Source organism: Arthrobacter sp. K410C (genome assembly GCF_059090105.1).
In genome coordinates this window covers 19,502-32,780 of sequence record NZ_JBNHFJ010000026.1, presented here as the reverse complement: position 1 = coordinate 32,780, position 13,279 = coordinate 19,502, and the positions used below count along the sequence as shown (strand labels likewise).

Here is a 13,279-nt window from a genome sequence, read left to right as displayed (position 1 = left end):
ACGGGTTGCCGTGCGGCTCGGAATTCTCTCTGGCGTCCATGGCGTTCCCTCCCTGGCGCTGCACCCTAGGCGAGCTGAGAGTAAGAAGGGCGCAAACTTACGATCATTTTAAGCCTCCGGGACCTAGACAGCGACACCGTCATTGGGCATGGCCCTCCGGCGGCGGGGGACACCCCTGGCCCAGAAAGCAATCATCAGCCCGGCAGTTGCTGCCCCGCCGGCGTATATCGAGGGCGACGCCCACGCTCCCTCGGGCGTAGGGGTTGCGAAGGCCACCACGACCGCGGCCACGGCCAGGAAAACCTCCGCCCCGGCTTGCAGCGGCCGGGCCCTGTACTCGGGGTAGGCGAACCGAATGAGGGGGATGATCGGCAGGGTGAACAGTCCGAGGCTGAAGACCGGCCAGATGCCGTTGAAGGTGAAGATCACCAGCCCCAGCACCCACAGCGCGGCGAACGTCAGCAGCTGGCCCGCCCGCAGCGGGTTCTCCGACGTCCAGCGGGTCACCAACAGTCCCCATGCGGGCAGGCCAACCAGCCAGCCGCCGGCCCAGAAACCCAGGCCCAGCAGCGCGAGCACCACAAGCAGGGCACCGGGAAGCAGGAATGCCACGGCCTGCCGAACCGACAGGACCTTCCTGACTGGCCCGAAGATGCAGGCCCCGACCAGCAGGTAGACGGCCGCGTACCAGGGCAGCAGCTGGATGATGGGATCCGCCAGGCTGAACACCAACACGGCCAGGGCCGGGGCCATGACGCACACCGCGGCGATCGTCCACGGGCGTTCGGCATCAATCATGGGGCGACCCTACCTTGGAATTCTTGGTAAGCCCGCTACTTAGTTATGCCGGGGAAGAAAGGGGCCCACGCCAAAATCCGGCCTTTTACTGGAATGATGAACGAGTGGCAGCACCCCAGAAACTTCGGAATCGCACATGGCGTTGTGGACCAGCATGGCTCTTCCTCGCATGGGCGCTGCACGACCTCGAGGAAGCCGCAACCTTCCCTGCCAGTTGCAACTACCTGGCTGACCGTACTGGGATTCACGCGCTGAGGATGGACTCGCGTCAGTCCTGGGCAGCGGTCGGCTTGATGGGTGTGCTCGTCGGATGCGCTTGCATACGCGGCGCACAGACGGCGGGCAGTTCGCGCCTGTACCGGGCAGTGGTCGCAGGGCTAGGTGCACACGTCTGGACGCACCTCGGCGCGACTGTGCTTGCGCGGCGCTACACGGCAGGCGTCGTGACCGCGGTGCCCGTGATGCTGCCCGGCGTGATCGCGGCAGGCAGAGAACTTGACCGCGGCGGGATTCCGGTACGCGCGAGGGATCGAGCACTGGGCGCGGTCGTCCTGGTGCTTGCGGCATTCGTATGCCACCTCACCGTTCGTGTGGCGATGAGGCGCAGAGCGAACTAAGCGTCGCAGCGCAGTCCCGTCGACCCTGCTTGAATGATCAGGTAGCCCCGTTCAGGGAGAGTCCGGAGCTTTTTCAGATCATCCACTGTCAGCTCTGTAACTGGCCATCCAGAGGCAGCAGCTATCCTTCGGGCGGTGTCGAGGATGACGCTGAAGCCGCGGGGATCGCCGGCAGAGGCCAAAGTTATCTGCTCTAGGCCGTGACCCGAGTTTCTCAGTGTGTAGGCGAGGTCTTCAGCACATTCGGTGAGGCTCATAGCCTCACCATAGCTTCGGCAAGAGACTCCTCGTGGCGACTAGAGTCGCAACACTAAGACCCAGTCTGGTTGAAAGGAGTCAGCAAAGTGTGCCATAAGTGTGCCCTGCGCCCAGGCGGTACTAGTCGCTTAACCAGCGAAAAACCCCGGAAACCCCTGCATTTAGGGGCTGTCCGGGGTTTATCCCGAGCTTCCTATCAGAATCGAACTGATGACCTTTTCATTACGAGTGAAACGCTCTACCGACTGAGCTAAGGAAGCGCGCATGGGGTTTCCGGCGGAACCGGGTGCCTCATGCAAGAGTCAACTGTAATAGAGTCCCCGCGCCCGGGTCAAAATGGCGCGGGGGCCGGCAGCTGAGGTGCTCAGCACACGGTGTTGTCGGCGGGCACCTCACCGCTCACCAGGTACCTGTCCACGGGATCCTCCAGGCAGCTGTTGGCCCGACCATAGGCCGTGTGCCCCTCACCCTCCCAGGTCAGCAGCGTGGCATTTCCCAGCTGCTTTCGCAGCGATGACGCCCATTCAACAGGGGTCGCGGGGTCGCCCGTAGTGCCGATCACCACGATGGGCGATTCACCGGTGTACTCAACCGGGGCGGGAGTCCGGACGTTCTCGTGCGGCCAGTCCTGGCAGCTGGTCCCGCCGTAGGCGAAGAAGTATCCGAGCGTGGGTGACTCCTGCATCAGGCGCTGTTGTTCGGCGCGCATGGCTGCCGGGTCGGACTCCATGGGGTAGTCCAGGCAGTTGATCGCGTTGAAGGCGAACGTCGAGTTGGATGTGTACGAGCCATTGGATGAACGGTCCGCGCCGAGGTCCGCGAGGCGCAGCATCAGGCTCACGTCCCCTGTCATCGCCGCCTCGAGTGCCTGGGTCAGGGCCGGCCAGCTCTGGTCGTTGTAGAGCGGTGTGATCAGGCCGCTCACTAGCATCGTTGCGTTGACCACCCGGCCGTCCTTGGCGGTACGCGGCGTCTCCTTGACTGCCGCGATAAGTTCGCGGATCTGCTCCACACCGGAATCCACGTCACCGTTCAGCGGGCAGCCGTCCTGCTGCTGGCAGCTGGCAACGTAGGCCCGGATGGCCTTCTCGAAGGCGCGGGCCTGTCCGCTGGTCACCTCCTCATAGCTGATGGAGGGATCGAGGGCGCCGTCCAGCACCATCCGCCCCACATTGTCCGGGAAAAGGGATGCGTAGGTGGAACCCAGGAACGTGCCGTAGGAGTAGCCCAGGTAGTTCAGCTTGGTGTCATTGACCACGGCGCGGAGGATGTCCAGGTCCTTCGCGGCGCTCTGCGTGTCGATATGTGCCAGGACCTCGCCGGTCTTCTCGGCGCACTGGTCAGCGATCGCCTTGTTGTCGGCCCGGGCAGTTGCCAGGCCGGCATCCGTTTCCAGGTCGTAGATCTTGGCCCTTGCGGCATCCCGCTCGGCATCAGTCAGGCAGTTGACGGGTGCCGAGCGCTTCACTCCGCGGGGATCGAAGCCCACCAGGTCATATGCGTCCCGGACCGGCTGCGAGAAGTGCGTTGTGGCTGCATCCTTGACGAAGTCGTAGCCGGACGCCCCGGGTCCCCCGGGGTTGACCAGCAGGCTTCCAGTCCTGTTGCCGGTGCTGGCCGCCTTCAGGGCGGCTATTTGGATGGTCTCGCCGTCAGGATCCCCGTAATCCATGGGAACGGTGATCTTGGCGCACTGGAACTCGTTCTCGCAGGGCTCCCACACCACTTCCTGGGAGTAGAAACGCTCCAGCCCGGAAGGGGCGGAGGCCACGATGGAAGGATCGGCCTTGGCGGTTGCTGTCTCCTGGTTGCGGTCTCCGCCGTTGAGCAGGCTGCACGAGGCCAGCACCATGGCAAGAACCAGGGCGCCGGCGGCACGGAGCCCGGTCGCGAGGGACCGGGGGCATGCGGGCAGGGGGCGGGCAGTCATCGGGTCTCCTTGGAGGGTTAGATCAGGCTGGCTGCCATGGATTCAATGGTCAACAGCGGGGCAACGTTGGTGGTGGTGATGCGTTCACGGGCTTTGTTGATTGCGTCCATCCGCGCGAGGGTGGTTTCTGGCGTGGAGCGGCTGGCGAACTCCTCCAATTCGCTCCTCAGCTCAACGTTTACCAGCTCCACAGCATTCCCGAGCTGGATGATCAGCACGTCGCGGTAGAACGACAGCAAATCGGTGAGGGTCCGGTCCAGGGAATCGGTGATGGACCGCTTCGCCCGGCGTTTCTGGTCATCCTCGAGCTGTTTCAGCTGGCTTCGCATGGCCGGCGGAAGGGTGCCAGACTCGGGTGCGCCCAGCGTGGCGAGCAGTGCGGCCTTCTCCGCAGCATCGCGCTCCTCGTTCGAGCTGGTGGCCTCCGCGGTGGCGATTTTCACGAGCTTGTCCGCCATCATTACGGCCGCCGTGACACCCCGCAGCCCGAGCGGGAACCTCACGGTTTCGAGGCGGCGTTCCCGGGCCGCGGCATCCCTGGCCAGGCGGCGGGCAATGCCCACGTGGCTTTGCGCGGCGCGGGCCGCCCGTTCGGCAAGCGCAGGATCAACGCCGTCGCGCTTCACCAGGAGGGCGGCAACATCCGAGGCGGGTGGCAACCGCAGCGCCACGCTCCGGCAGCGGGAACGGATGGTGACCAGCACGTCCGCGGGGGAGGGCGCGCACAGCATCCACACCGTCCGCGGCGTGGGCTCCTCAATCGCCTTGAGGAGCACATTGGTGGTCCGCTCCGCCATCCGGTCCGCGTCTTCCACCACGATGATCCGCCACCGGCCGGACGACGGCCGGTTTCCGGCGGTGGCCACAAGTTCACGCGCCTCGTCAATGGTGATAGTGACCTTTTCGGTCCGGACAAAGGTTACATCCGAATGCGTTTCGCCCAGGATGGTGTGGCATGCCTGGCATGTGCCGCAGCCGCGCAGGTTCACGTCCTCCTGGTCGCAGTTGAGCGCAGCGGCAAACGCCTTGGCCGCATTCGAGCGTCCGGAACCCGGAGGACCGGTGAACAGCCAGGCATGGGTCAGGCTGTCACCGGTGGAGGCCTGCCGCAGTTGTTCGACGACGGCGGGCTGGCCCTGGAGGTCGTCCCACACGGTCATGGGTTACCGCCGCCGCGGGCGCCCAGGGAGGGAACAGCACCGGCAGGGGTCACTGGGCGGACTGTCAGCAGGGCATCCACGCGCTCCAGGATTTGTGCCGCGAGGTCCCCGACCGGGAGCCGGGCGGGCAGCACCAGATAGGCGTCCGGGCGGCTGCGGGCCAGCCCGAGGAATGCTTCCCGGATGCGGCCGTGGAATTCGTCCGCTTCGGACTCCAGCCGGTCTTCAGCGGCGTCACCGGCGGTGCGGCGCTGGCGTCCCACTGCCGGGTCCACGTCCAGCAGGATGGTGAGGTGCGGTTGCAGGCCGGACGTGGCCCACTCGTTCAGGGACTGGACCGAGTCCGTGCCGAGACTCCGCCCGGCGCCCTGGTAGGCGACGGAGGAATCGATGTAGCGGTCCGTCAGGACGATCTCGCCGCGCTCCAGTGCCGGCCGGATCACCTGGGTGGCATGCGCGGCCCGCGAGGCGGCGAAAATTAGGGCTTCGGTGTGGGCATCGATGTGCCCGTGGCCATGGTCCAGGACCAGGGAACGCAGCTTCTCACCGATGGGGGTTCCGCCCGGCTCCCGGGTGCGGAGCACTGTGAGCCCCCGGGATTCCAGGGCTTCCGCGAGCCGGGCCGCCTGCGTCGATTTGCCGGCACCGTCGCCGCCTTCAAACGCGATGAAAAGTCCGGACCCTTGTGTGCTCACCCCTCAAGCCTACCGACCGCGAGGGGCAATCAACGATTGGAGAAGGGTTCATGTGGACAGTCCTGCCAGCCCTGCCTTGCCCTTCGGGGAACACCGGAGCCGGGCCAGTACGCTTTTGACCATGAGTCTTTCCGAACAGCACGCGGCCGCCTTGTCAGCAGAGACAGTGGTGGTTGCGGCCGGGCGTCCCCCGCGGGAACGGGACATGCCGGTCAACCCGCCCCTGGTCCTTTCGTCCACCTACTACGGCACGGGTTCGCTCGATACCGGCGACCGCGGCTACGGGCGCTACTCCAACCCCACATGGGATCCCTTCGAAGAGGCACTCGCCCAGCTCGAAGGCGCCGAACTGCCCGGGCTGCTGTACGCCTCGGGCCTCGCAGCCGTCAGCTCCGCCCTGTCGCTTGTACCGGCCGGGGGAGCGCTGGTCATGCCCACCCACAGCTATTCGGGGACCCTGGTGATGGCCTCGGAGCTGGCCCAGAAGGGTTTCGTCGAGCTCCGCACCGTGGATATCGCCGACACGGCCGCCGTCCAGGCTGCCCTGGCGCCGGGCGGTTCGGGAGCCCGGGCCGCGGCGATGCTGTGGCTGGAAAGCCCCACCAATCCGATGCTCGGCATCGCCGACGTCGCGGCGCTCACGGAGGCAGCGCACGCCGCCGGCGCCATCGTGGTCACGGACAATACTTTCTCCACGCCGTTGGTGCAGCAGCCGCTGGCCCTGGGGTCCGACGTCGTCCTGCATTCGGTGACCAAGTACCTGGCCGGCCATTCCGACGTCGTGCTGGGCGCCCTGGTGACGTCAAACCCGGACATCCGCTCGGCCCTTCTGCACAACAGGACCATCCATGGCGGCATTGCCGGCCCCTTCGAAGCATGGCTGGCGCTGCGGGGCCTGCGGACGCTCGCGCTCAGGGTGGAACGGTCACAGCAGTCCGCCATGATCCTGGCGGAGCGGCTCAGCAACCATCCCGGGATCGAGTCGATCCGGTTCCCGGGGCTGCCCGCGGACCCGGGCCACGAGCGGGCGAAGGCCCAGATGAAGGGATTCGGATCCATCGTCTGCGTCCAGGTGGCCCCTGCCGGGGGACAGGACGGCGCCGGCGCGGCGGACAAACTGGTCCAGGCCCTGGAGCTGTGGCTGCCGGCAACGTCCCTCGGCGGCGTCGAATCCCTTATCGAACGCAGGCGCCGGCATGCTGCCGAGCCGGCGAGCGTTCCGGAGAACCTGGTCCGCCTGAGCGTGGGCATCGAGAATGTCGAAGACCTTTGGGCTGACCTGGAGCAGGCGCTGGACACGCTGGGAGGCTAGGCTTGGGTTGTGGACGGTGAACTGATTATTCGGCCTGTTGAACAGGCAGTGTTCTTTATCCTTGCCCTTGTGGCGCTGGGCCTGGAGCTCTGGGCCGTGGTGGACTGCGCGCGGCACCGCGCCAACGCCTTCGAGGCAACCGGCAAGCGGACCAAGACCTTTTGGCTGGCATTGACCGGCGGCGCGGCCTTTGTTGGTGTCATTTCACTGTTCGGCAGCGGCGGCGGCATCTTCGGTACCCTGGGCCTCTTCGGGCTTGCCGCCGTGGTGGCCGCCTCTGTTTACCTCGCAGACGTACGGCCGGCCGTCAAGGACGCAGGCCGTGGCGGCAGCCGCAATATGGGCCCCTACGGCCCCTGGTAATCCCCACCGGCCCCCCAGGCTCGCAAGCTCGCCCAGGAACCCCTGCCGGCGTGGGCCTATCCGGCTAAAGCCCCGGAGCCACCGCTTCCCAGTCCACCGTCAGTTCGCCAAGCCGCCAGCGGGCAGGACCGTCCTGCACCGGCCAGCCGGCGTCCCGCAATGACCGGCACATGCCCTGCCACCGCTGCCGGTTGCCGAACGACGCCAGGGGAGCGGCTTCCAGCCAGGCGCGGTCCATCGCCTGCAGCAGCCCGTGCACCCGTTCGCCGGGCACGTTGCGGTGTATGAGCGCCTTTGGCAGGCGTTCGGCCACATCCGAGGGCAGGTTGAAGCTGCCGAAGCGGACGGAAATGCTCAGTGACAGGGGCCGTTCGGCGTCGAGCGCCACCCACGTCACCCGCCGGCCGATCTCATCGCAGGTCCCGTCAATGAAGAGGCCGTCGTCGGAGAGACGGTCCTGGACAAGCCGCCAGATGCCTGCGACGTCCGCCTCCTCATACTGCCGCAGCACGTTGAAGGCACGCACCAGGACCGGGCGGCCGGGGACGGGAAGTTCAAAACCGCCCACGTGGAAGCTCAGGCCCGGCCGCTGAAGGGGCAAGGCGGCACTGACGCGCGAGGGTTCTATCTCGATGCCGCAGACCTGTACATCCGGCCGGACGGCGGCCAGCCGTTCATAGAGTTCGACGGCGGTGGCCGGCGTGGCCCCATAGCCCAGGTCCACCACCAGCGGGTCAGCCGCAGAGCGGAGGCGCCAGGCCTGAGGCCCGGCCAGCCAGCGGTCGAGGCGGCGCATGCGGTTGGGATTGGTAGTGCCGCGGGTCACGTTGCCCACGGGCCTGCCCTGCCTGCCCGCCGCGCTCCTGCCGGTGATCTGCGGGGCGGCCACCCGTTCAGCCTTTTGAACCACCGCCCCACCTTACCGTTGCCACGGCAGCGGCGGCTCCCCGCCGTCGGCTTGTAACGCTGGGCGGTCGGCAACGGCGCTCGGCTAGGATGAAAATCATGACTTACAAGCTGATTCTGCTGCGCCACGGCCACAGCGAATGGAACGCCAAGAACCTGTTCACCGGCTGGGTGGACGTTGACCTGAACGACCAGGGCCGCGAGGAAGCAGCGCGGGGCGGTGAGCTCCTGGTGGAGAACAACGTGCTCCCGGATGTGCTCTACACCTCCCTGCTGAAGCGGGCCATCAACACGGCCAACATCGCCCTGGACAAGGCCGACCGCGGCTGGATCCCGGTGAAGCGCGACTGGCGCCTGAACGAGCGCCACTACGGTGCGCTGCAGGGCAAGGACAAGGCGCAGACCCTGGCCGAGTACGGCGAGGACCAGTTCATGGAATGGCGCCGTTCCTACGACACCCCGCCGCCGCCCCTGGACGATAACTCCGAATTCTCCCAGGCCCACGACCCGCGCTACGCCGGACTCGGTGCCGCGCTTCCCCGCACCGAGTGCCTGAAGGACGTGTTGGTCCGCCTGCTCCCGTACTGGGAATCGGACATCAAGGAAGACCTGAAGGCCGGCAAGACCGTCCTGGTCACCGCGCACGGCAACTCCCTCCGCGCACTGGTCAAGCACCTGGACGGCATCAGCGACGAAGCTATCGCCAGCCTGAACATCCCCACCGGCATCCCGCTGGTGTACGACCTGGATGAGAACTTCCAGCCCATCAAGCGGGGCGGAACCTACCTCGATCCTGAAGCTGCCGAGGAAGCCATCCTCGCGGTCGCCAACCAGGGCAAGAAGTAGGGCATCAAACACCGACGGCGGGCTGGTCACCTTTGGTGACCAGCCCGCCGTCGTTTCCCCCCAGCAGTTTTTGTCCAGATATGGTGACCTCAGCGGCGGGGAAGCCGCCGTATTTGGACGAAAACTCTGCGCGGGGTCAGCTGTGCTCGATGCCGTTCGGCTGCCATGCACCGGTCACCAGGTAGGTAACCTTCTGGGCGACGGAAACGCCGTGGTCCGCGAACCGTTCAAAGTAGCGGCTGGCAAGGGCCACGTCCACGGTGGTGGCGGGCGACTCGTTCCACTCGGGCGCGGCGATCGCCTTGAAAACGCTCAGGTGCAGGTCATTGATGGCCGTGTTGGCCTTCAGGATGTCCCGGGCAACTTCCAGGTCGCGGGTCTCCAGCAGCACGGTGAGCTTGGCCGCGATTTCCTTGTCCAGCTCGGCCATCTGCTTGAACGTCTCCGTCATGGACGCCGGAATCACCGTCGACGGGAAGCGGAGGCGGGCCAGCTGTGCGATATGGCGGGCGAGGTCGCCCATTCGCTCCAGCGATGCGCTCATACGCAGGGAGCCCACGATCATGCGCAGGTCGCTGGCGACCGGACCCTGCAGAGCCAGGATGTCGATGGCCCGCTCATCCAGGCTGTTCTGCAGGAAGTCGATGCGCGCATCCGCGGCAATGACGTCCTGGGCGAGGTCCACGTCCGCCACTTCGAACGAAGTAGTGGCCTTTTCCATCGCTTCGGTGACCAGCCGGGAGATCTGAACCAGCTCCTCACCCACGTGGGTGAGTTCTTCCTGAAAAACCTTACGCACGTAGGCGTCCTTTCCTTGAAATCCCTGCCGGGCCCGCTTCCGGGCAGCAGGAATCGTGTGGCCGTTCGGCACTCCAACTCGTTACTCTGCCAGTATCCGGTAAACGGTTGGTCCCTTGAAGGTGAACGTTAGTTGAACCGTGGGCGCAGGGGGTCCGGACGCGCCGGGTGGGCCCCGGCAAGAGCATAAGGTGGACCTGTGGATCCTATGCTCATCGGTCTGGTCGCAGGCCTCGTCGGCCTGGCGCTCGGCACCTTTGGCGTGCTCGCCTTCCGGGTCAGCGAGAAGCAGCGCCAGTTGCTGGACATCGACGCCGAGGAACTGGCTCTACCCGCCGGCGCAGCGGAAGTGCTTGCCATCGTCGGGCGGGCCTTTGTGGTGGTCGACGCGGTGGACGGCGTGGTCCGTGCCAGCCCCGCCGCCTACGCCTACGGCCTGGTGCGTGGACATACCGTGGTCCACAAGGAACTGCTGGACATGACGGCAGGTGTCCGGCGCGACGGCGTCATCCTGGAAAAGCAGCTGGAACTGCCCCGCGGCCCGCTGGGACAGGGAACCATCATTGTCCAGGTGCGGGCAGCCATGCTCGGCGAGGAATACATCCTCCTGCTTGCGGACGACCGCACGGAGATCACCCGGACCGAGGAGATCCGGAACGACTTCGTCGCCAACGTCTCCCATGAACTCAAGACTCCGGTGGGCGCCATCTCGCTGCTCGCCGAAGCCCTCGAATCCTCCGCGGACGACGAGGAGGCCGTCCGCCGTTTCGCCAAGCGGATGCACAAGGAATCCGCCCGGCTTGCCGCGCTGGTGCAGGACATCATCGAACTGTCGCGCCTGCAGGGAGCCAGCGTCACCCAGCAGGGCGGCCCCGTGGACGTCAATGCGGTGATCGCCGAAGCGGTGGACCGGTCCCAGCTGCCCGCGGAAAGCAAGAACATCACGATCGTGGTGGGCGGCCGGACCGAGGGCAAGGTGTTCGGCGACCAGGACCTGCTGGTCACGGCCCTGCGAAACCTCATCGACAACGCCATCCGGTACTCGCCGGCCAACACCCGGGTGGGCATCGGAGTCCGGTCCCGGGAAGGGCTCGTCTCCATCTCCGTGACAGACCAGGGTGAGGGCCTTACCCCGGAAGAACAGGAACGCGTCTTCGAACGCTTCTACCGGGTGGATGCGGCACGGTCCCGCCACACCGGCGGTACCGGCCTGGGCCTGAGCATCGTCAAGCACGTTGCCTCCAACCATGGCGGTGAGGTGACCGTGTGGTCCCAGCCCGGCCAGGGATCCACCTTCACCCTCCGCCTGCCCGAGATGGAAGGGCACGACGGCGACGACGACGTTCCGTCCGCGGCCGCCGCCCGGCAGGAGCCGGCAGGGCATCGAGCCGACCAGCCAACACTTACCCAGGTACCCCGCGCCGCCGGCGCAAAAGAACGAGGAGCTAGCGCTTGAGCAGGATCTTGATTGTGGAGGACGAGGATTCGTTCAGTGATCCCTTGTCCTATTTGTTGGGCAAAGAGGGCTTCGAAGTTGAGGTGGTGGACAACGGACTGGACGCCATCACCGAATTCGACCGCAACGGTGCCGACCTGGTGCTCCTGGATCTGCAGCTCCCGGGCCTGTCCGGCACTGAGGTCTGCCGCCAGCTCCGCCAGCGTTCAAGCGTCCCGGTGATCATGCTGACAGCCAAGGACTCGGAAATCGATAAAGTCGTGGGGCTGGAACTGGGGGCTGACGACTACGTCACCAAACCCTATTCCTCCCGCGAGCTGGTGGCCCGGGTCCGGGCGGTGCTGCGGCGCCAGGGCGAGCCGGAGGAGCTAATTTCCTCCACGGTGCAGGCTGGCCCGGTCCGGATGGACATCGAGCGGCACGTGGTCAGCGTGGACGGCGAGCAGGTCCTGCTTCCGCTGAAGGAGTTCGAGTTGCTCGAGATGCTCCTGCGCAACTCCGGTCGGGTACTGACCCGCGGCCAGCTCATCGACCGGGTGTGGGGTTCCGATTATGTGGGCGATACCAAGACCTTGGACGTCCACGTGAAGCGGCTGCGCGGCAAGATCGAACCCGACCCCTCCGCGCCGCGGTACCTGGTGACGGTGCGCGGGCTCGGCTACAAGTTCGAGCCGTAAAGGCGCCCGGGGATCCACGGAAGCCGGGACGGCAGCATTACAGGACATGCAAAAGGGAGGGGCCGGCCGGCCCCTCCCTTTTGCATGTGGCTGCTGCGCCGCTGGCTAGTGGCCGGTACCGCCGCCAAGTTCGGAGGCAGTGGGCGACGGCGTGGGGGAAGGCGACGGGGTGCTTCCGGCCGGCAGGTACTCCTTGTACTCCGGCAACGTGGCGTCCAGGACGGGAACCTTGACGGTGTTGCTGACGTTGGTGCCGCTTTCGGTGATCTTGATATCCACCAGCGACCCCGGGATACCGCCGGTGGTGCTCAGGACGGCTTCATCCGTGTCATTGTTCAGCAGGACGTAGGAGTTAGCCTTGACCGGAACCTCGGTCTCCGAGCCCTCGGCGCCGTTGACCGTGAGCTTCACGTCCTGGGACGAGGAGTTGTAGACGGCACCGATGACCCGGCCCGGCTCGTCCTCGCCGTTGGAGACGATGAGGAAGTTGCTCAGCTTGAGGGGGCCGAGATCGGTGACAATGCCGTCCGACGCCTGGTACTGCTCGCTTGTCTGCTGGGAATTGATGTACCCGCAGCCCGACGTCAGCAGTCCGATGCCAAGGGCGGCAGCCGTCAGTGCCAGTTTGCCGCGCTGGGCCCGGTTCGTCGCAGTGAAACGCACGTCACGTACTCCTCGAGAGTCTTGAAACAGATTTAGGCATAGCCTATCCGGAAAGCCGCCAAAACGAGGATTCGGCGGCGTCACATCGCCCTTGGCAGGGCCACGGCGATGCACTATTATCTGCATCCGTCAAGGGGTCCAAGGGGGTCGATTTGGGCCAATTTCCGCGTATTTTCGCGGTTCCGAGCCCTTTCCGCGGCCGGTCATATGCCTGAATCGTGATAAACTGGTCTGCGGGAAAGGGGAAATGTCCACATGGTATTTGAGGTCGGCGAGACAGTAGTTTACCCTCACCACGGTGCTGCGAAGATTGAAGAAATCAAGATGCGCACCATCAAGGGCGAAGAGAAAATGTATCTCAAGCTCAAGGTGGCTCAGGGTGATCTGACCATTGAAGTTCCAGCAGAAAACGTTGACCTTGTTGGGGTCCGGGACGTAGTGGGCAAGGATGGCTTGGAGCACGTGTTTGATGTGCTCCGTGCCGAGTTCACCGAGGAGCCCACCAACTGGTCACGCAGGTACAAGGCAAATCTGGAGAAGCTTGCTTCCGGTGACGTCATCAAGGTAGCAGAGGTCGTCCGCGACCTGTGGCGCCGGGATCACGACCGGGGCCTTTCCGCAGGCGAGAAGCGAATGCTGGCCAAGGCCCGGCAGATTCTGATCTCAGAACTGGCGCTGGCCGAAAAGACCGATGAAGAGAAGGCGGCAAGCGTTCTCGACGAGGTTTTGGCTTCCTAAGAATTAAGCCCCGGCGGCACGAAAGTGCGCCGGGGCTTCTTTTTTGCTCCGGATCTTTCCGG

At 65.5% G+C, this 13,279-nt stretch carries 15 protein-coding genes and 1 tRNA gene; 7 read left to right on the top strand and 9 right to left on the bottom strand.

Translation table 11 applies throughout. From position 1 onward, the window contains the following. Nucleotides 1-123: 123 nt before the first annotated feature. Nucleotides 124-798, bottom strand: a complete 675-nt coding sequence (locus AC5RU7_RS20025; RefSeq protein ID WP_494010727.1) for a hypothetical protein — start codon at nt 796-798, stop codon at nt 124-126. Nucleotides 799-902: 104 nt separating this feature from the next. Between AC5RU7_RS20025 and AC5RU7_RS20020 the strand changes: the two genes are divergently transcribed. Further along, the gene (locus AC5RU7_RS20020; RefSeq protein ID WP_494010726.1) at nt 903-1,415 is read left to right on the top strand and encodes an HXXEE domain-containing protein; all 513 of its coding nucleotides are present in this window, start codon (nt 903-905) and stop codon (nt 1,413-1,415) included. Here AC5RU7_RS20020 and AC5RU7_RS20015 read toward each other — a convergent pair. The 5 genes from AC5RU7_RS20015 to tmk all read right to left on the bottom strand — a co-directional run bounded on the left by AC5RU7_RS20015 (nt 1,412) and on the right by tmk (nt 5,458). Continuing rightward, a complete protein-coding gene (locus AC5RU7_RS20015; protein WP_494053703.1) occupies nt 1,412-1,672 on the bottom strand; it encodes a hypothetical protein in 261 nt (86 codons plus the stop codon). The two genes, AC5RU7_RS20020 and AC5RU7_RS20015, sit on opposite strands and share 4 nt — an antisense overlap. 188 nt (nt 1,673-1,860) lie before the next feature. Further along, nucleotides 1,861-1,933: transfer RNA gene (locus AC5RU7_RS20010), tRNA-Thr, on the bottom strand. A 104-nt stretch (nt 1,934-2,037) separates the two neighbouring features. Continuing rightward, the gene (locus AC5RU7_RS20005) at nt 2,038-3,603 is read right to left on the bottom strand and encodes an alpha/beta hydrolase (protein ID WP_494053702.1); all 1,566 of its coding nucleotides are present in this window, start codon (nt 3,601-3,603) and stop codon (nt 2,038-2,040) included. A gap of 17 nt (nt 3,604-3,620) precedes the next feature. After that, entirely contained in the window at nt 3,621-4,763 is a 1,143-nt protein-coding gene (locus AC5RU7_RS20000) for a DNA polymerase III subunit delta' (RefSeq protein WP_494053701.1), read from the bottom strand. After that, nucleotides 4,760-5,458: a dTMP kinase gene (gene tmk, locus AC5RU7_RS19995; protein WP_494053700.1), complete on the bottom strand. Its 699-nt coding sequence runs from the start codon at nt 5,456-5,458 to the stop codon at nt 4,760-4,762. The genes AC5RU7_RS20000 and tmk overlap by 4 nt, the downstream gene beginning before the upstream one ends. Before the next feature lie 121 nt (nt 5,459-5,579). Between tmk and AC5RU7_RS19990 the strand changes: the two genes are divergently transcribed. Beyond that, a complete protein-coding gene (locus tag AC5RU7_RS19990; RefSeq protein ID WP_494053699.1) occupies nt 5,580-6,770 on the top strand; it encodes a trans-sulfuration enzyme family protein in 1,191 nt (396 codons plus the stop codon). Between the two features lie 9 nt (nt 6,771-6,779). Further along, nucleotides 6,780-7,133 (top strand): DUF2516 family protein, encoded by a 354-nt coding sequence (locus AC5RU7_RS19985; RefSeq protein ID WP_494053698.1) that lies wholly within the window; start codon nt 6,780-6,782, stop codon nt 7,131-7,133. Nucleotides 7,134-7,197: 64 nt separating this feature from the next. Here AC5RU7_RS19985 and AC5RU7_RS19980 read toward each other — a convergent pair whose 3' ends face one another. Next, nucleotides 7,198-8,043: a class I SAM-dependent methyltransferase gene (locus AC5RU7_RS19980; RefSeq protein WP_494053697.1), complete on the bottom strand. Its 846-nt coding sequence runs from the start codon at nt 8,041-8,043 to the stop codon at nt 7,198-7,200. A gap of 95 nt (nt 8,044-8,138) precedes the next feature. Here AC5RU7_RS19980 and AC5RU7_RS19975 point away from each other — a divergent pair, with 95 nt between their 5' ends. Next, on the top strand, nt 8,139-8,885 hold the full coding sequence (locus AC5RU7_RS19975) for a phosphoglyceromutase (RefSeq protein ID WP_494010720.1): 747 nt from the start codon (nt 8,139-8,141) through the stop codon (nt 8,883-8,885). A gap of 136 nt (nt 8,886-9,021) precedes the next feature. Here the strand turns inward: AC5RU7_RS19975 and phoU are convergent, their stop codons facing one another. After that, nucleotides 9,022-9,684: a phosphate signaling complex protein PhoU gene (gene phoU / locus AC5RU7_RS19970; RefSeq protein WP_494053696.1), complete on the bottom strand. Its 663-nt coding sequence runs from the start codon at nt 9,682-9,684 to the stop codon at nt 9,022-9,024. A 207-nt stretch (nt 9,685-9,891) separates the two neighbouring features. Between phoU and AC5RU7_RS19965 the strand changes: the two genes are divergently transcribed. After that, complete coding sequence (locus AC5RU7_RS19965; protein ID WP_494053705.1) at nt 9,892-11,139, top strand: sensor histidine kinase; 1,248 nt, start codon at nt 9,892-9,894, stop codon at nt 11,137-11,139. Continuing rightward, on the top strand, nt 11,136-11,816 hold the full coding sequence (locus tag AC5RU7_RS19960; protein WP_494010718.1) for a response regulator: 681 nt from the start codon (nt 11,136-11,138) through the stop codon (nt 11,814-11,816). Before AC5RU7_RS19965 ends, AC5RU7_RS19960 begins: the two co-directional genes overlap by 4 nt. Before the next feature lie 105 nt (nt 11,817-11,921). On the opposite strand, the gene AC5RU7_RS19955 is transcribed toward AC5RU7_RS19960, so the two are convergent. Further along, on the bottom strand, nt 11,922-12,479 hold the full coding sequence (locus tag AC5RU7_RS19955; protein WP_494010717.1) for a hypothetical protein: 558 nt from the start codon (nt 12,477-12,479) through the stop codon (nt 11,922-11,924). A 255-nt stretch (nt 12,480-12,734) separates the two neighbouring features. Between AC5RU7_RS19955 and AC5RU7_RS19950 the strand changes: the two genes are divergently transcribed. Further along, nucleotides 12,735-13,217, top strand: a complete 483-nt coding sequence (locus AC5RU7_RS19950) for a CarD family transcriptional regulator (protein WP_009357288.1) — start codon at nt 12,735-12,737, stop codon at nt 13,215-13,217. The last annotated feature ends 62 nt before the right edge of the window (nt 13,218-13,279 follow it).